Origin of the sequence: uncultured Salinisphaera sp., assembly GCF_964012375.1 — a bacterium.
GTDB lineage: Bacteria > Pseudomonadota > Gammaproteobacteria > Nevskiales > Salinisphaeraceae > Salinisphaera.
In genome coordinates this window covers 12664-28615 of record NZ_CAXGSH010000023.1, presented here as the reverse complement: position 1 = coordinate 28615, position 15952 = coordinate 12664, and the positions used below count along the sequence as shown (strand labels likewise).

17 protein-coding genes are annotated in these 15952 nt (G+C 64.9%); 12 read left to right on the top strand and 5 right to left on the bottom strand.

Annotated elements, in window-relative coordinates; genetic code table 11:
* Positions 1-49: 49 nt before the first annotated feature.
* Positions 50-841, top strand: coding sequence for an MOSC domain-containing protein (locus ABNU97_RS06040; RefSeq protein ID WP_348765848.1), 792 nt, complete (start codon positions 50-52; stop codon positions 839-841).
* 99 nt (positions 842-940) lie between these two features.
* Here the strand turns inward: ABNU97_RS06040 and ABNU97_RS06035 are convergent, their stop codons facing one another.
* Together ABNU97_RS06035 and ABNU97_RS06030 are read right to left on the bottom strand one after the other, a co-directional pair.
* Complete coding sequence (locus ABNU97_RS06035) at positions 941-1180, bottom strand: hypothetical protein (RefSeq protein ID WP_348765847.1); 240 nt, start codon at positions 1178-1180, stop codon at positions 941-943.
* A gap of 123 nt (positions 1181-1303) precedes the next feature.
* Positions 1304-1744, bottom strand: coding sequence for a potassium channel family protein (locus ABNU97_RS06030; protein WP_348765846.1), 441 nt, complete (start codon positions 1742-1744; stop codon positions 1304-1306).
* 149 nt (positions 1745-1893) lie between these two features.
* Here ABNU97_RS06030 and ABNU97_RS06025 point away from each other — a divergent pair, with 149 nt between their 5' ends.
* From ABNU97_RS06025 to ABNU97_RS06010, 4 genes are all read left to right on the top strand, one after another.
* Positions 1894-3342, top strand: a complete 1449-nt coding sequence (locus tag ABNU97_RS06025; protein ID WP_348765845.1) for a DUF2235 domain-containing protein — start codon at positions 1894-1896, stop codon at positions 3340-3342.
* 89 nt (positions 3343-3431) lie between these two features.
* Positions 3432-4475, top strand: a complete 1044-nt coding sequence (locus tag ABNU97_RS06020) for a hypothetical protein (protein ID WP_348765844.1) — start codon at positions 3432-3434, stop codon at positions 4473-4475.
* Between the two features lie 348 nt (positions 4476-4823).
* Positions 4824-5465 (top strand): 7-carboxy-7-deazaguanine synthase, encoded by a 642-nt coding sequence (gene queE, locus ABNU97_RS06015; protein WP_348765843.1) that lies wholly within the window; start codon positions 4824-4826, stop codon positions 5463-5465.
* A gap of 208 nt (positions 5466-5673) precedes the next feature.
* Positions 5674-6201 carry a 6-carboxytetrahydropterin synthase gene (locus ABNU97_RS06010; protein ID WP_348765842.1) on the top strand — a complete coding sequence of 176 codons (528 nt, stop codon included), beginning with the start codon at positions 5674-5676 and terminating at the stop codon, positions 6199-6201.
* A gap of 208 nt (positions 6202-6409) precedes the next feature.
* Here ABNU97_RS06010 and ABNU97_RS06005 read toward each other — a convergent pair whose 3' ends face one another.
* The gene (locus ABNU97_RS06005; protein ID WP_348765841.1) at positions 6410-6946 is read right to left on the bottom strand and encodes a DUF1176 domain-containing protein; all 537 of its coding nucleotides are present in this window, start codon (positions 6944-6946) and stop codon (positions 6410-6412) included.
* A gap of 343 nt (positions 6947-7289) precedes the next feature.
* Between ABNU97_RS06005 and ABNU97_RS06000 the strand changes: the two genes are divergently transcribed.
* Positions 7290-8342 (top strand): GGDEF domain-containing protein, encoded by a 1053-nt coding sequence (locus ABNU97_RS06000; protein ID WP_348765840.1) that lies wholly within the window; start codon positions 7290-7292, stop codon positions 8340-8342.
* Positions 8343-8379: 37 nt separating this feature from the next.
* On the opposite strand, the gene ABNU97_RS05995 is transcribed toward ABNU97_RS06000, so the two are convergent.
* Positions 8380-9831 carry an MFS transporter gene (locus ABNU97_RS05995; protein WP_348765839.1) on the bottom strand — a complete coding sequence of 484 codons (1452 nt, stop codon included), beginning with the start codon at positions 9829-9831 and terminating at the stop codon, positions 8380-8382.
* 207 nt (positions 9832-10038) lie between these two features.
* On the opposite strand from ABNU97_RS05995, the gene ABNU97_RS05990 reads away from it, so the two are divergent.
* Positions 10039-11199 carry a hypothetical protein gene (locus ABNU97_RS05990; protein ID WP_348765838.1) on the top strand — a complete coding sequence of 387 codons (1161 nt, stop codon included), beginning with the start codon at positions 10039-10041 and terminating at the stop codon, positions 11197-11199.
* A 142-nt stretch (positions 11200-11341) separates the two neighbouring features.
* Positions 11342-11668 carry a hypothetical protein gene (locus tag ABNU97_RS05985; protein ID WP_348765837.1) on the top strand — a complete coding sequence of 109 codons (327 nt, stop codon included), beginning with the start codon at positions 11342-11344 and terminating at the stop codon, positions 11666-11668.
* A gap of 173 nt (positions 11669-11841) precedes the next feature.
* On the opposite strand, the gene hmpA is transcribed toward ABNU97_RS05985, so the two are convergent.
* The gene (hmpA, locus tag ABNU97_RS05980) at positions 11842-13068 is read right to left on the bottom strand and encodes an NO-inducible flavohemoprotein (RefSeq protein ID WP_348765836.1); all 1227 of its coding nucleotides are present in this window, start codon (positions 13066-13068) and stop codon (positions 11842-11844) included.
* Between the two features lie 75 nt (positions 13069-13143).
* Here hmpA and ABNU97_RS05975 point away from each other — a divergent pair, with 75 nt between their 5' ends.
* From ABNU97_RS05975 to ABNU97_RS05960, 4 genes are all read left to right on the top strand, one after another.
* The gene (locus tag ABNU97_RS05975) at positions 13144-13575 is read left to right on the top strand and encodes an Rrf2 family transcriptional regulator (RefSeq protein WP_348765835.1); all 432 of its coding nucleotides are present in this window, start codon (positions 13144-13146) and stop codon (positions 13573-13575) included.
* 122 nt (positions 13576-13697) lie between these two features.
* Positions 13698-13901, top strand: a complete 204-nt coding sequence (locus ABNU97_RS05970; RefSeq protein WP_348765834.1) for a DUF2795 domain-containing protein — start codon at positions 13698-13700, stop codon at positions 13899-13901.
* Between the two features lie 213 nt (positions 13902-14114).
* Positions 14115-14525: a YkgJ family cysteine cluster protein gene (locus ABNU97_RS05965; RefSeq protein ID WP_348765863.1), complete on the top strand. Its 411-nt coding sequence runs from the start codon at positions 14115-14117 to the stop codon at positions 14523-14525.
* A 276-nt stretch (positions 14526-14801) separates the two neighbouring features.
* Positions 14802-15725: a glutathione S-transferase family protein gene (locus tag ABNU97_RS05960; protein WP_348765833.1), complete on the top strand. Its 924-nt coding sequence runs from the start codon at positions 14802-14804 to the stop codon at positions 15723-15725.
* Positions 15726-15952: the final 227 nt, after the last annotated feature.

Genomic DNA, 15952 nt, shown 5'->3' with positions numbered 1-15952 from the left:
TGGCGCGCGCCATATTGCTGTTGCACGTGCCGGCCGACGGAGACATACCTTGCCCAGCCTTGCTGCAATCTATCGCTACCCAGTGAAATCGACCGCCGCGCAAGCCCTCGCTACAGCCCGCGTGGAGCAGGAAGGGCTGGCCCATGATCGGCGCTTCATGGTGGTCAAACCCGACGGCGCATTCGTGACCGCCCGCCGGTATCCCGTTCTGCAGACGATCACGGCCCGCTTCGACGGCAGCCGGCTGACCCTGGTTCACGACGACCAGGTCGCGGTGGCAGAGTCGGTCGTGCAATTCGCACGCCAGCGTTTCGAGACCGGCGTGTGGGCCGACGATTTCCCCGCGTGGACAACCACTCTGCGCCTGGATGCCTGGGTGAGCCGCATCGTCGGCGAGCCCGTTCATCTGCTGTGGCTGGGCGAGCAGTCATCGCGTTTTCGCGACAAGCTGGGCGTTCGCGTGAGCTTTGCGGACGGCTATCCGTTGCTGCTCACCAGCGAAGCGTCTCTCGCCGACATCAACGCGCGTACCGATGGCTCGCACGTGATGGCCCAGTTTCGCCCCAACGTCGTGGTCAGCGATACCGACGCGTTCGCGGAGGATGGCTGGCAGCGTATCCGTATCGGCGACGTGCTATTTCGGGTCGACGCGCCGTGTTCGCGCTGCGTGATGATAACGGTCGACCCGGCACGCGGTGAGCGCCGTACCGACGGCGAGCCCATGCGTAGCTTGTTGCGGTATCGCAAGGGCGAGGACAACCAGGTGTATTTCGGCCAGAATCTCGTGGCCGAGAACGAAGGCGAAATCCGGGTCGGCCAGACTGTCGAGGTATTGGACTGACCCGCAACGCCAGCCTGTATCTAGGGCCGCGATCGGCAGTCGTTGTCGCAGCCCACGATCCGCCGCGGGCCAGCCCGCGGCGGATAGACGTGCGACGGCTTACTGACGCTTGCTCGACTCCGGGGTCTTGTCCTTGCTTTCGTCGTGGACGACCGGGTTCTGGCCTTTGTAGCCACCGACCTCGTCTTCCTTCACCGGCGACTGGACGCGATAGCCTTCCTCATGGGCGGCATAGCCCCCGGCCGCGCCGGCACCCGCGGCAGCCAGCACGCAGCCCTGCATGCCCAGGCTGGCGGTGGCGAGCGTTGCGATCGTGACGAAAGTGGCGAGTCTACGCATGAGTACACCTCGAAGCATCGAAAGATCGCCCGAGTATGCGCAGCCAATATGAGCCGATGCTGAATACAGCCATCCGTGCCTCCAAGGTCGAGGATCGCCGGCGCCGCCGGATACGGCCCGGTATCACCCGTCGGCCGGGTCGTTTGTGCGCCAGTAGCGCTGCATTTCGATATACAGAAAGGACGCCGTCCAGGTGATCAGCATCAGTCCGGTGAGCGATTCGATGCCGGTGAGATAGCGCAGCCCGGCGAGCGGCTGAATATCGCCAAAGCCCAGCGTCGTGAACGTGGTAAAGGAAAAATAGGCGCAGTCGAGCAGGCTGCCGTTGAACTGGCCTTCAAAGTGGCCGAAGCCGCCCCAGGACAACATGCCGTAGTAGGCCAGGGCGAACAGCCAGACTTCTACCGCGTGGGCGCACAGCGCGCCGAACACCCCGAACACGATACGAAATCGGTGGGCGGCCGGCAGGCGCGGCATGAGCCGCGTCATGCGGTAGAGAAATTCATAGTGGATGAACACCGCAAGCGCCACGACGCAGATATTGATGGCAATGATGGTCGGCACGGATCGAATACCCCCCGGGAATCGGCGAAAGCCAGCCTAGCGCGGTGCGTCCGGCGTGGACAGTGGCCGTTGTAGCGATCCTTGGCGCGCGATTGCGCTAGAGTTGAATGCCGCCGTAGGTGGGGCGACATGCCTGAAAGGGGGACGGCATGGCAAAGAACATACTGATCTTTTCGGACGGGACCGGTCAGATCGGCGGGCTACGCCCCGATCAGCGGCTGTCCAACGTCTACAAGATGTATCGGGCCATGCGGGCCGGGCCGGATTCGCCCATCGACCCGAACCAGCAGTTCGCCTTCTACGATCCGGGCCTGGGGGCAAGCGAGGGCCGCGGCAGCAAGCGCGAGCGCATACGGGACGTGCTGTCGTCGGCGCTGGGTACCGGCATCGACGACAACGTCATCGATTGCTATGCGGCCGTCATTGCCCAGTATGAGCCGGGCGACCGGGTGCTGTTGTTCGGGTTCAGTCGCGGTGCCTATACCGTGCGCGCGCTCGCCAACGTGATGAATCTCTGTGGCGTGCCGACCCGCGATGGCGACGGCCACGCGGTGCCGCGCTACGGGCCGAGACTACGCAAGATCGCCGCCGATGCGGTGCGCTATGTGTACAACCACGGCGCCGGCAAGGAACGCGCGCGCTATCAGTACGAGCGCGAAACCAAGGCACAGCGGTTCCGTGACAAATATGGCTGTAACGGCCGCGGCTCGGGCGGCGAGCCGCAGGGCAACGTGCAGCCGTGTTTTGTGGGCGTGTTCGATACCGTGGCCGCGCTGCAGAGCCGGTCTGCCATCGCACTCGCGGCAGGGTTTGCGCTGCTGCTCATGGCAACGGCCGTTACCGGCTGGCTATGGCTGGGTGGTTGGGCGGCGCTGCTGATGAGTGTGCCCGCGCTGCTGGCCAGCCTGCTGGCGGTGCGGGTGCTGTTTCGCCAGTTCAAGTATTTCTACGAGGACCCGAACCGGCGCCTGCGCTGGTGGCACCCGATCGACTGGGTAGACGCCTTTCGCCACGGGCATTTCGCGTTGTGGACAGGAAAGCACTACGACCGCTATATCGACCGCGACGTGCGTTTTCTGCGGCACGCACAGTCGATCGACGAAGCAAGAGCGAACTTTGCCCGGGTCGAATGGGGACGCCCGGAAGATATGGCATGGCATCGTGCGCAGGGCCGCGAAGACTGGATGCGACAGCTCTGGTTTGCCGGCAATCATTCGGATATTGGTGGCAGCTATCCCGAACATGAATCACGGCTTTCGGATATAACGCTCGACTGGATGGTGTCGGAACTCGAAGCCGCCATGCCCGGCGCCGTCGCGATACGACACGACCTGCTGTTTCGCTTTCCCGATGCCCTGGGGCTGCAGCACGATGAACGCAAGCATCTTTTATTCATGCAGCCTCGCTGGCTGCGGCGGTGGACGAACGATCGGCTCACCTGGCCGGAAAAGCGACGCCAAGTGCCCGTCGGCGCCCCGTTGCACGACAGCGTCCTGAAGCGATTTCAAGCACCGGCGGTCGCCCATGCCGATGTCGTCAAGCCGTATCGACCGTCCAACCTGGCGCAGCACACGTCGGTGGCGGCTTATTATCGGTGACAGGTTGCGGCGTGGTCGGGCCCGGGCCAGCGTGTCAGCCGTTGCTGATAACATTGCCGCGACCCTCCTGCAGGACACGGACGACACCAATGGACGCTGACGAATTCGCAGGATCCCGGGCCCAGGCCTTGCTCGACGCCCACGTCGCGTATCTGGCCGCACACCTGCAGGGCGAAACGCTCGAACGCGAGTACCAGCGGCGCGTCGACTGGGTACTCGCCGATGCCGCACGGCTGCGCCTGGGCGATGTCGTCAGCGAAGCCGCGGTCAAGCAAACCGCGATCGACTACGCCGCCGATATGAAACTGGGCGGCGGTATTCCGGTGCTGGTGGGCGATATCGCCGCGGCGATCTACGAACATCCGGTGCACGAACGCACCACGCTGGCAGAACTGCTGCCCGATCGCGAGTTCGAGGAGCTGCTCGACAAGCTGCTGGAAATGCAGCGGCTGCGCGAAGAGGTCATCCATCACTCTGTTGCCAACCCGGTGTTCGCCAATCTGGTGGCCCAGCTGCTGTATTCGGGGCTGCGCGGCTATCTTGCCGAGGGCCAGCGTATGGCTCGGCGTGTGCCAGGGTCGGGGATTGCGATGAAGGCGGGGCGGGCGTTACTCGATCGTGCGCCGGCCCGGCTCGGAGCGGCCGTCGAGCGCGGTATTCGTGCCTATGTGGAGCGCTATACGCGCAGCGGCATCCGGCTTAGCGAGGCCTATCTGCGCGCGGCGTTCGAGTCCGACGAACTGCGCCAGGCCGTGCTCGATTTCTGGGACGACCACAAGCATCGCTCCGTGGCCTCGGTGCGCGACTTCGCCGGTCAGCTCGATATCGAAGAACTGTTCGTGATCGGCTACGAATACTGGCAGCGCCTGCGCCGCACGCCGATTTATCGCGAACTCATCGAAAACGGCGTGGAAGTGTTCTTCGAGACCTATCGCGACGTAACGCTGACCGACCTGCTGGCTGATATCGGGGTGACCCGCGATATGATCCTGCGCGACGGCATGCGATTCGTGCCCCAGGTGGTCCATGCGCTCAAGGCACGCGGCATGCTGGAGCCGATGCTGCGCCGCCACCTCGAGGACTTCTACCGCAGCGATGCGGTGGCCGACATCCTGCGCCGGCCCGCCGGCTGAAATGCCCGCGATTACGATCCGTGGTCGGGCTCGCCGGTCGATTTTGTTCACGGCGTTGCCCGGAACCAGGCGTCGCAAGCGTGCGCCGCGTTCGCGTTCGAACAGCCCTGTCTGATTCGCGGTGCTCGAGCGCGTCGCGGATCAATCGAGCCTGCGGGTCCTGAACACGCTTGCCCGGGCCGGTGCCGCTTCAGCGATCTGCGGCGGCACAACGGCCTGCAGGCGTCGAGCGGGCGAACCCGGCCGGGTTACACTGCGCGCCGGTCACGCTGTCCAGAGATTCACCATGCCTGCCCGAGCCCGCCGCGCTAAAACGCGACACCACGAGCCTGCCGGGGCCGATAAGCGATGAGCTACGCCGTCAAGGAAATGTTTCTCACCCTGCAGGGCGAGGGCGCACAGACCGGCCGCGCGTCGTTGTTCTGCAGATTTGCCGGCTGCAACTTGTGGACCGGGCGAGAGAAGGATCGGCACAAGGCGATCTGCCAGTTCTGCGATACCGATTTCGTCGGCGTCGACGGGCCCGGCGGGGGCCGTTTCGAGCATGCGCAAGCGCTCGCCGAGCGCGCGCGCGAACTCTGGGACCAAACCGCGAACGCGGGCGGTACGCCTTATATCGTCTGCACCGGTGGGGAGCCCTTGCTTCAGCTCGATGAACCGCTTATCGACGCGCTGCATGCAGTGGGCTTCGAAATCGCGGTGGAAACCAACGGCACCCTGAACGCGCCGGCGGCCATCGACTGGGTCTGTGTCAGTCCCAAGGCGGGCAGTACCCTGGTCCAGACCCACGGCAACGAGCTCAAGCTGGTCTGGCCGCAGCCGGGTTTCGCCCTGGAAGAGTTCGAAACGCTGGCCTTCGATCGCTTCTATCTGCAGCCCATGGATGGCCCGGCCCGCGAAGCGAACGTGGCCACCTGTATCGAAACCGCGCTAAGCCGGCCGCAGTGGCGGCTGTCGCTACAGACCCACAAGATGATCGGCATCGCCTGAGCGCTGGTCGTGGCCGCGCAAAGCCTCGGCCGGGCCGTCGGATAAGGCGCTTTCGTACCGGGGCGACATCGGTAGCAGGCCTGTCGCGTCATCCGTGGTTGCCGTGGCTTGCGTAGAATGACAGCGCCCAGGGCGCCGTATTCTTCTACAGCCGTAGCCGGGATACGGTCGCCGCCCGCAGTCATTCGAGTACCTGTTTGGAGACGTCTTGACCGCCGCCTATCGTATCCGTCGCCAGATCGGCATCGACGCCGGCCATCGCATACGCCTGCACGGCAGCAAGTGCCGTCATCTGCACGGGCATCGCTATACCGTGGAAGCCGTCTGCGAGGCCGGTGAGCTGGCCGATACGGGCGAGCAGGCCGGCATGGTGCTGGATTTCGCCTTTCTAAAGGACGAAATGCTCGGCGAGATCGATAGCCCCTGCGATCACGGCTTCATCGCCGAAGTGGCGGACACCGACCTGCTGGCCCTGTTTACGCCGGCCGGCACCGACCCGGCCGAATTCGCGCAGGCGCTCGAAGCCGTGGTACGCGAACAGGGCTTCGCCCTGCCGGACGATACCGCGCTGGGCACAAAGCTCTACGTAATCGGCGTCCCGCCAACCGCGGAAAACCTGGCGCGCCACTGGTTCGAACGCCTGGCGCCGCGGGTGGCCGTACGCAGCGCGGGCCGGGCCCGCCTGGTGCGGATCGTCGTGTGGGAAACGCCCAACTGCGCGGCGGAGTGGCCCTAACGTTTGGCACCCCGCGCAGCCACCCGGTCGGGACTATTGATCCGGCACCAATCCAGCTGAATGCGTGAGCTGTTGCAACGCCATCGAAAGAAACGCCGGTACCTGTGCGTGCTTTGGCCCAATGGCTTCATAACCGTTGGCCGGAGCGTGCGCGCTCTCGCACACACGCGTGATCAGCCCGAAAAATCATCGGTTTCATGCCGGTCTATCAAGGCTGGGCAGGGGCTTCGAAGATGACCGGGAAGGGGGCGGCCGAACCGTTGCATTCGCTTCGGGCACGATATTCCACCAGCCGGAAGTCGTAGCCGTCCCAGTGCCAGCGGCGCGCGCCGCCGCAGTCGCCGATGCCGCGATCCTTGTATCGGTCGGAAAGCACGCCGGACTCGGCGTCGAACTCGGGATCGAACAGGTCCGCCGTGCCGGTCCAGCTGTCGTTGCGCCACTGCGCGAAGAGCAGGCGGCGCGGCGCGCCATCGGCGGGGGCCCATACCGCGTTGTAGCTCGTCTGGTAGGCGCCGCGTATGCACGGCACCAGCCACAGCTTGCCGCCGGAGTCGGGCAGCGTGTAGCTGCGGGCATCGTCCGCCAATTCAGCGGCTGGCGTGTCGCTACAGGCGATTTCGACGGCCGGCACCGCCGGCGACTGGGCGGTGCTCATGCCGGTGCCTGCACACCCGGCCTGGGCCAGCATGAGCGTGCCCGCAAGAAGGCCGGCCGTCGACAGAGCGAATCGATCGGTATGCATGGCATCCGCCGCTTGTTTATTGACGGTGCGATTATAGGCGCGCTGAGAGCGCATCCGCTATCGGACGGGCGATCCGCTCGCGTGCTTCGTGGGTAAGCGCGGCAACCCGCTCGCGCCCGGGTCTTGCCGATCGGCGCAGCCGTGGGCAGGATTGCGTCGCGTCGCCAAAAAGTCAGCACCGGTATGATTGCGTTGTCGGTGTTTTGGCCGGCAGGGGAAGGGGACGAGCGACGGCACAGGCGGGGGGCGGTTTGACGTGCGATCGGAAAACGGATCGGGGCATGGGTTACTGGATCACTGGCATCGGCTGATCGAAGGCGATACGCATTCGCCCGAGCAGCGCATGAATCGAAGCTTTCTATTCTGTGCCGCGGTCGGCTGCTTCAGCGGGGCGATACTCAATTATTCTGCCGGTCTGACCGACATGGTCTATGTCGTGCTGGTCACGATCATCGGGGCCGGCATGCTTGCCATGTGGGCGCATCTGCGGCGCGGGCGCAATGCCCGCCATTCGGCGATGGTGACCAGCTGCCTGGTGGCCATCGGCCTGCTCCCGCTCAACTGGTTCTATAACCAGGGCACCCAGGGGCCGAGCCTGCTGCTCTTCCTGGCGGTGGGCGGCTATGCGTTCTGCCTGCTGCTGGTTGCCCCCGTCCAACGACTGCTGATCGCGATGCTGTTCCTGGTCGTGCCGTATGTGTTGATCTGGCTGGATTATCGCTTCCCCGACTGGATCGAGCCCTATCCGTCGGAGGCGGCCCATGCCATCGATGCTGCAGCGACCTACTCGATCTGTGTGATCCTGCTGCTGGTGATGGTGACCGGGTTCTTTCGCCGTTTCGAAAGCGAGCACCGGTTGCTCAACGAGTATGCAGAAAAACTGCGTGAGGCCGGTCTGCGTGACAGCCTGACCGGCCTGTTCAACCACGGGTCGTTCTATGCTCTGGCCGATGCCTATTGTCGCAAGGCCGACCCGACGCCGGCCGAGCATGGCGCGCTCATCATTTACGATCTGGACCACTTCAAGAACGTCAACGACAGCCACGGCCACGTTTATGGCGACACCACGCTGAAGTTTTTCTCGCGCGTGCTGCGCGAGATCGTGGACGCACGCGGCGGCACCGCCGGGCGTTGCGGTGGAGAGGAGTTCGCGGTGCTGCTGCCCGGCGCGGGACAGGCCGAGGTGGAAGAAGTGGATGCAACCCTGCGCGCGCAGCTTGCGGCGCAACCCCTCGAGTATGGCCCGGTCCGAGTCAGCGGCGGCGTTGCGTTCGAGCCGGCCACCAGCATCAAGGCCTGGATGGAGCGTGCCGACCATGCCCTTTATGAAGCCAAATGCCGGGGGCGCGACCAGACGGTTTACTACGATCGATCGGATACTGACGTGGTGGCATAAAGCCAGTCCCGAGTGCAGCGTCGCCGCAACGCCTGGCCTACGTCGACGCCGGGGTGGCGGCTACGCCTCGCCCGAGCCCGACCAGCAACACCATGGCCATCAGCACGGCCGTGCAGGCGACCAGGAACGCATCCGAGAATGCGGCGGTGGCCGCTGCGCCTTCGTAGAGCGGATTCAACGCCGGCGCGGCCTGCTGCTGGCGCGCGGTGAGCACCGAACCGAACACCGCCGCACCGCTGCCAGCGCCCATGAAGAAGAACAGTTGATAGATGCCGAAACCCACCCCGGCGATCTCGGGCGACAACGCCTTGGATGCCGCATTCGCCGCCGGTGAGGTGACACCCGCATAGCCAATGCTGGCGATCACCAGCGCGATGGTCACCATCCAGGGCGCCGCGCCCACGGCGAACGACGACATGAATAACAGCCCGCACAGCAGCCAGGTCAGGCTGATGCCCAGCACCGGCCGCGGGCCGAATTTGTCGGACAGACGCCCGATCGTGGGCGCCAGCAGGGCAACGGCAATCGCGCCCGGCGCAACGACCAGGCCGGTTTCGAATGCGCTCAGGCCCAGCTGGTTGATAAGCAGCAGCGGGGTGAGAAACAGACCGCCGCCGATGAACGCAGCCTGGGAGAGCAGGGCGATCGCGGCGGCCGAGAGAAACTGGCGGTTGCCGAAAAGAGCAGGCGGGGCGAATGGATGGCGCGCGGTGCGGATACGGCACACGAACAGGGCGATCAGAGCGGCTGCCAGCAGCAGCGCGCCCCAGGCCTGGGGCGCGGCCAGCCCGGAATGGTTGGCCGCGGTCACGCCAAACAGCAGCGCGGCCGCGCCGAGTGCGAGCAGCAGGCCGCCCGGCAGGTCAAGACGGGCAAAGCGATGGGGCTGGCGTGCGCGTTCGGCGTTCAGGTCGGGCAGGAAACGCCAGGCGGCAACGAAAAGCAGGCAGATCACGGTCAACGTGCCGTAGAAAAGCACGCGCCAGCCGAAGGCGCTCACGCCAAGCCCGCCAATAAGCGGCCCGGTAGCCGCGCCGAGCCCGATGGCCGAAGACAGCGTCCCGAACACCACGCCGCGCTTGCCCGGCGCGAACAGCCGGGCGACCGAACCGAATGCCAGCGAGGGAATCGCGGCGGCACCGGCCGCCTGAACCGCTCGACCTGCGACCAGCCAGCCAAAGCTAGGGGCGAGCGCACAGGTCAACGAGCCAATGCCGAAGATCACCAGCGCCGAGAGAAAAGTCAGCCGGAAGCTGTAGCTGTCGGACACCCGCCCATACAGCGCCACGCCGGTGGCAAACACGATCGAAAACGCCGTGATCACCCACCCCGACAGGCTGGGCGAGACGTTAAGCCCGGTGCTGATGGTCGGAATGGCGACGTTCACCATGCTGTTGTTGAGCACGCTCGTGAACGCGGCCAGCACCATCACCAGCAGCAGGGGATTGGTCAGCGGCGAGGCGGAAGCGGTATCGGAGAAGCGATTCATTCAACGCGCCGGGTCGGAAAAACGGCGCTTACTTTGCCATGAAGCGGTTGCAAAAACGTGGGTCGGTGCCGCGTTTGCCCGCGGCTATCGGCTGACCGCCAGTGCGGGAACCGAAATCAACGGTTGAAAAAAGCGCAGCGGACCAGCACCGACGGCCTTGTAAGCAAGGACACGATACGAACAACGTCTGGAGACCGATCGATCATCATGACCGATGCCAAATATAACGAAAGCCCGGAAACCCATGCGCCCATGCTGCAATGGCGCGATATCAGCGCGCTCACGCTGGCCGACGAATCGCCCTGCGTGACCATCTATGTGCCGACCACGCCGGTATCCAACTACCGCGAAGAAAACCGCATCCTCTACAAGGACCAGGTAAAGAAGGTAGGCGAAGCGCTCGAACAGCGCGACATGGACAAATACGAACGCGATGCGCTGCTCGAACAGCTTGAATCCGTCGGCGCCAACGAGGTGTTCTGGACGCACCAGCAATACGGGCTGGCCGTATTCGCCTCGCCCGAGCGCCTTACCGTGCGCCGCATGATGACCCGTCCGGCCGAAGCCCAGGGCATCGTGGCCGATTCGTTCCATCTGCGTCCGGCGCTGCGCGCAGCCTCCAACTGGATGGACTATCAGGTGCTGTGCGTGAGCGTGCAGGATGTGGCGCTCTACGATGCCAATCAGGACGCGATCGTCGAAGTGGATCTGCATAGCGAGGTGCCGCGCGGCATGGGCGACGCACTCGGCAAGCCCGATACTTCGCCCAACCGCAAGGATTCCGAGAGCGCCGGCAGCAACAGCACCGATCTGAAGAACTACTTCAAGGAAGTCGACAAGGCGATCCGGGCCTACCACGGCAAGACGATTCGCCCGCTCGTGCTGGCCGCCGTGGCCGAGCATCAGGGGCTGTATCGCGAAGTCAGCGAGCACCCCAATCTGCTCGAAAACGGGCTGAATCACGACCCGTTCGAGGCCATCCGCCAGAGCAATCTCGGCGAACAGGCCTGGGAGATCGCCGAGCGTGCGACCCGCGACAACATCGAACAGGTCATCGAACGCTACAACGAACGCGCCGCGCACGAGGAAGGCGCCAGCGCGCTCGACGATGTCGCCTACTCGGCCACCATCGGCCAGATCGATACGCTGTTGATCGACGAGACTGCCCGCGTCGAAGGCTCGGTCGATAGCAACGGCCGTATCGCATACGGCGGGGCGGGCGACGGCTACACCGACGACGTGCTCGACAAGGTCGCCGAGTTCGTCATCGCCAGCGACGGCGACGTGAAGTTCGTGCCGGGCCACATGATGCCCACGGACACGGGCGTGGCGGCGGTGCTGCGCTATGCGATGGAGCCGCAGACATAAACGCGGCTTCCGGCGAAGCCGCCGGCCCGACCGGGCTGGCAACTTCAGCGAAAGGCGGTCATTGTCTTCAGTGACCGCCTTTTTCATGGGCGGCCCAGGCCCGACGCGTGCGCGCGTTCCTTGTTACTCCGGGAGGCTATCCATGATCGCTCGTACAACCCTACTTGCCCTGGGCGCATCGCTGGCCGTGGGCGCGGCGCATGCCGCCGAAACCGCCGCTTCGCCAGCCGCCGATGCCCCAGCGGTCATGGCCGAGGGCGCCGGCGCGACAACGACGCCGACGCCGGATACCGGTGTTGCGGCCGATCGCAGCCAGTTGGATCCCGGCCGCGAGGACTCGGGGTACTACGCCAACCCGCCGGAAAACGACGCCGAGCAGCAGGACCGCAGCGGACGCACACACGGGCTGGACGATACGGCACGGGATACCGACGACGCGCCCCAGGCAGCCGGTTCGACACGCCCTTAGCGGACCTTGCCTTACCGCTGATGCCACCAAGGGCCAGGGCGCCGATGCAGTCGATCGCCCACCGCGGCCAAATCCACGCATCGGCATACCCCATGGATCAATGGCTTCTTGTCGAGTACGTCGCCCGTACGCGCCGACCGCGATCCGAGGCGAAGCGCCCGTCAGCGCTGACGTTAGGCGGCCGCCAGCGAATCGGCCGGGCCGAAGAACTCGTAGTGCATATGTTCGCGGCCAACGTCGCGTGCGTCGAGCATGCGGCATACATGCGCCAGCATGGGGTTCGGCCCGCAGAAGTAGTATTCGGCGGGCCTATCGCCGACCACGGCATCCATTAGCGCGTCGTCGATGAAACCCGGGCTCGCCTGTGCTGCTGCGGGTACCGTCTCGGGTGCGTCCTCGCTGTAACGAACGTGCAGCTCGAAGTTGGGGTGGGCCTCGACCAGCGTTGCCAGTTCAGCCGCGAACGGGCGCAGACCTTCGTTACGTACGGCCTGAACGAGAACCACGCGGCGATCCGGCGCCGCGGCGAGGGCAGCATGCAGCATCGACAGAAGGGGCGTAATGCCTACGCCGCCCGCCAGCAACACCAGGGCGCGGCCGTCCTGGGGGACCGGCGCCAGGGTGAACTCCCCGCAGGGCGGGCTTAGCCGAACGCGATCGCCCACGGCGAGTTGGTCGTGGGCATAGTGCGAGAACACGCCGGCCGGCGCTGCGTCGCTGGGAGCGTCCTCGCGCTTGACGCTAATCCGGTAGTAGGGCGTACCCGGCGCGTTCGACAGGCTGTAGTTTCGCAGTGCCGTAGTGCCATCGGGCAACGTGCTGTGCACGGCGACATACTGCCCGGGCCGCTGGGCCGCCAGCGGTGCGCCGTCTTCCGGCTCCAGATAAAGCGACAGGATATTGTCCGAAGCTGGCTCGCGCCGGGCCACCACGAACGGCTTCAAACCGGTCCAGCCATAGCGCTGCTGTTGCGCGTCGTAAAGCGTGTGCTCGCGCGCGATGAAGATATCGGCCAGCTGGGCATAGGCGGCCGCCCAGGCATCGAGCACTTCGGGCGTGGCGGCATCGCCCATGACGGCTTCGATACTTTCCAACAGGTTCTTGCCCACGATCGGATAGTGCTCGGGGAGAATGCCCAGCGACACGTGCTTGTTGGCGATCAGCTCCACCGCATCCGCGAGCGCGGCCGGGTTGTCGACGTACTGCGCATAGGCACACACCGCCGACGCCAGGGCCCGCTGTTGGCGCCCGGACTGTTGATGGGCGGGATTGAAGTAGGGTTTTACTTCGGGGTTGTTCTTGAACATGCGGGCATACATGTCGCGCGCCAGCGTCTCGCCGCAGGCCTCCAGGGCCGGGGCCGTGGCCTTGATCGTTGCCGTCTGTTGTTCGCTGAGCATGGCTGCACTCCTAAAGTGGCATCTGATTTACCTGTTTAAAATAAGTATATAGTTTACCGATTTGGGGTCAAGCACATGCAGCTCACCACGCATACGGATTACGCGCTGCGTCTGCTCATTTTCGTGGCGGTACGCCGGGACGAATCGCCGGCGCGGGTACAGGATGCGGCCGCGCGCTACGGCATTTCCGCCAATCATCTAGCCAAGGTGGCCCAGACGCTTGTCCAGCTGGGTTATCTGGACAGCTTTCGCGGGCGTGGCGGTGGGATCGCACTGGCCGTACCCGCAGAATCGATCAATATCGGCGCGCTCGTGCGCCAGACCGAGAATCTGCGTCTGCTCGAATGCTTCGGCCCGGGTTCCACTTGTCCGATCGATCCGGCCTGCACGCTCAAGCGCGCGCTCGCCGAGGCCCAGCAGGCGTTCCTCGAGGTGCTCGACGGTTATCACCTGAACGACCTGGTTGCCAACGGCGATACGCTGCGCATGCTGCTGGGCCGCCCGTGATCGGCGGGGCGGCGAGACGCGGACCAGGGGCAAACGGTACTCGGCGGCCGGCACGGCGGGTTCGGCTGGCTCTGGCGTGGTCATGGCTGGCAAGGTGTCGCTTTATTCCCGAGGAGTGACCCATGGCCCGTCCCGACCACGCGAGCGCGGCAGAAATTCAGACCTATCTGAGCGGGGTGGCGTATCCCGCCAGCAAGCAGCAGCTCGCCGAGCATGCAGAACAACAGGGGGCCACCCTGGGTGTGCGTACCGTGATCGAAGCGTTGCCCGACGCTGAATACAGCGACGCCGCGGCCGTGAGCCGTGCGGTGGGCGCAGTCGAATAGGGCAAATCCGGATGCGCGGGCCGGGGCCGACCGGCAGGCGTTGGCCACGACAGCGGGTGCAAACGCCGAGCGCTGTCGGCGCCGCGCTCTCCGGTCCTCTGCCGATTCTTGATGTCTTGCGGCCGGCGACCGCGCGGGCCTATCGACCGGCGCCTGGAAGTCGCTCATAATTCGGCCAATCGAGACGCTGCCGGGGCAGCGTGGGTACCCATCATCATGCATCCGTGTTTGAGTTGTGGCGCGTGCTGTGCGCATTTTCGTGTGGCGTTTCACTGGCTTGAAACGGAGCGGTCCGACGGCATCGGCGTACCGGCCGCGCTTACGGAAACGCTCGATCCCCATCGCCTGGTAATGAAAGGAACGCGCAATGGCCCGGTGCGCTGTGTCGCGCTGTCTGCGGATATCGGCCAGCACGCCCGCTGTACGATTTATGACCAGCGTCCCAGCGTATGCCGTGACGTCGCCGCCAGCTGGGAGTTCGGCCAGCCCAGCCCGCAGTGCGACCGGGCCCGTAGCGCGCACGGGCTGGCGCCGCTTACCGAGCGTGATTGGGCGTACGTGCAGCCGGCGGTCGCCGCGAACGAGTCCGGCCTTCGGCCGCCAAACGCACCGGTGGCGGCCTAGCCGTAACAGCCGGCTATCGGTTTAAAGCGCGTTGCCATCGGCGGTTCAAGCGGCTGTCTTGTGCTGTGGCTGCAGGTAAAAAAAACGCCCGGTATTCATGTCGAAGGTTGGATTCCTGCTTGCTGCGAGCCGATGCCGATTGGGTGCGTGCTCGTGTTCGCGGCGCGCGGGCGTCACCATAGATGGCGTGTTAACGTTCCGAGTGCCACGCGGCACTCGGCAACACAGCGGTCATTGCCATCCCGCGCGCTTTGCAACTACTGAGAAACGCCCGTCATGAATGATTTTCTGATCCTGCATCACTACGACAGCTCGCCCTATGCCGAAAAGGTCCGGCTGATGCTCGGTTTGGCCGGCGCAAGCTGGTCGTCGATGCTGTCGCCGGTGCAGCCGCCACGGCCGAATCTCGACCCGCTCACCGGTGGCTATCGCCGTATTCCCGTGGCCCAGGTCGGTGCCGATATCTTCTGCGATACCGCGCTCATCGCAACCGAACTGGCCGAGATGCTCGATTGCCCCGAGCTGGACCCGGCGAACGTCGACGCCGAGGCCGCCGCACTCATGGAGCAGGCCCAGAAAAAAGCGTTCTTCGCCGCTATCGGCGCGGTTCCCACGCCGCGTCTGCTGGGGACCATGCTGCTCAAGTTCGGGCCGATTGGCGCGGTCAAGTTCATCAAGGACCGCATGGATCTCGTCAAGGGCGGCACGGTGCGCGCGCCGCAGGGCGACAAGGCCCGAGCGGAATTGAATTCGCTGCTCGACAATCTGGAAACGCGCTTGGAAACGCATGCATGGGTCGGCGGCGATGCGCCGTCGGTCGCCGATTTTGCGACTTTTCACCCGCTATGGCTTTATGCCGCCTGCAATCGCCGCCCGCTCGAAGCAGGGCCGAAAGTCGAGGCCTGGTATCAGCGTGTGGGCGAAATCGGCCATGGACAGCGTGAAGAAATCACGCAGGAACGAGCCTTTGCCGCAGCACGTGACGCCGAACCCCGGCCGTTGCCGGAGAGCGTGGCCGATACGCCCGCGCCGATCGGTACGACCGTGAAGGTAGCACCCGCGGACTACGGCAAGGTGCCGGTCACGGGCAGACTGGTCGCGGTCACCGCGGACCGGGTGGTACTTGCCCGCGATACCGACCACTTCGGTCTGCTGCACGTTCATTTCCCGCGCGACGGGTATTCGGTGACCGCGCAATAGGATACGGCAGGCCAACTGGCTTGCCTGCTGATTGGATAGACGACGTATGCATCGGTTAGCAGATCAGGTGACCGGGTTCGCTGTGTTCAGCCGCGTCGCAGGGGTGCAGTTTGCCGTGCGTCGTCTATTCTCAAGCGCGTCTTCGCCGTCAGCCGAGGCGGCTGTGTGTTCGCGTAGGTGCGTTAACGCCGAACGATCCCCTGTCTCCCTGGCGAATGGGTAATTCG

Excerpts from the sequence above, each read along its gene's own strand:
- ABNU97_RS06000 (WP_348765840.1), top strand. The coding sequence starts at position 7,290 with ATGAATCGAAGCTTTCTATTCTGTGCCGCGGTCGGCTGCTTCAGCGGG.
- ABNU97_RS05960 (WP_348765833.1), top strand. The coding sequence starts at position 14,802 with ATGAATGATTTTCTGATCCTGCATCACTACGACAGCTCGCCCTATGCC.
- ABNU97_RS05970 (WP_348765834.1), top strand. The coding sequence starts at position 13,698 with ATGGCCCGTCCCGACCACGCGAGCGCGGCAGAAATTCAGACCTATCTG.
- ABNU97_RS06035 (WP_348765847.1), bottom strand. The coding sequence starts at position 1,180 with ATGCGTAGACTCGCCACTTTCGTCACGATCGCAACGCTCGCCACCGCC.
- ABNU97_RS05975 (WP_348765835.1), top strand. The coding sequence starts at position 13,144 with ATGCAGCTCACCACGCATACGGATTACGCGCTGCGTCTGCTCATTTTC.
- ABNU97_RS06020 (WP_348765844.1), top strand. The coding sequence starts at position 3,432 with ATGGACGCTGACGAATTCGCAGGATCCCGGGCCCAGGCCTTGCTCGAC.
- ABNU97_RS05985 (WP_348765837.1), top strand. The coding sequence starts at position 11,342 with ATGATCGCTCGTACAACCCTACTTGCCCTGGGCGCATCGCTGGCCGTG.
- ABNU97_RS06025 (WP_348765845.1), top strand. The coding sequence starts at position 1,894 with ATGGCAAAGAACATACTGATCTTTTCGGACGGGACCGGTCAGATCGGC.
- ABNU97_RS05990 (WP_348765838.1), top strand. The coding sequence starts at position 10,039 with ATGACCGATGCCAAATATAACGAAAGCCCGGAAACCCATGCGCCCATG.
- queE (WP_348765843.1), top strand. The coding sequence starts at position 4,824 with ATGAGCTACGCCGTCAAGGAAATGTTTCTCACCCTGCAGGGCGAGGGC.
- ABNU97_RS06005 (WP_348765841.1), bottom strand. The coding sequence starts at position 6,946 with ATGCATACCGATCGATTCGCTCTGTCGACGGCCGGCCTTCTTGCGGGC.
- ABNU97_RS05995 (WP_348765839.1), bottom strand. The coding sequence starts at position 9,831 with ATGAATCGCTTCTCCGATACCGCTTCCGCCTCGCCGCTGACCAATCCC.
- hmpA (WP_348765836.1), bottom strand. The coding sequence starts at position 13,068 with ATGCTCAGCGAACAACAGACGGCAACGATCAAGGCCACGGCCCCGGCC.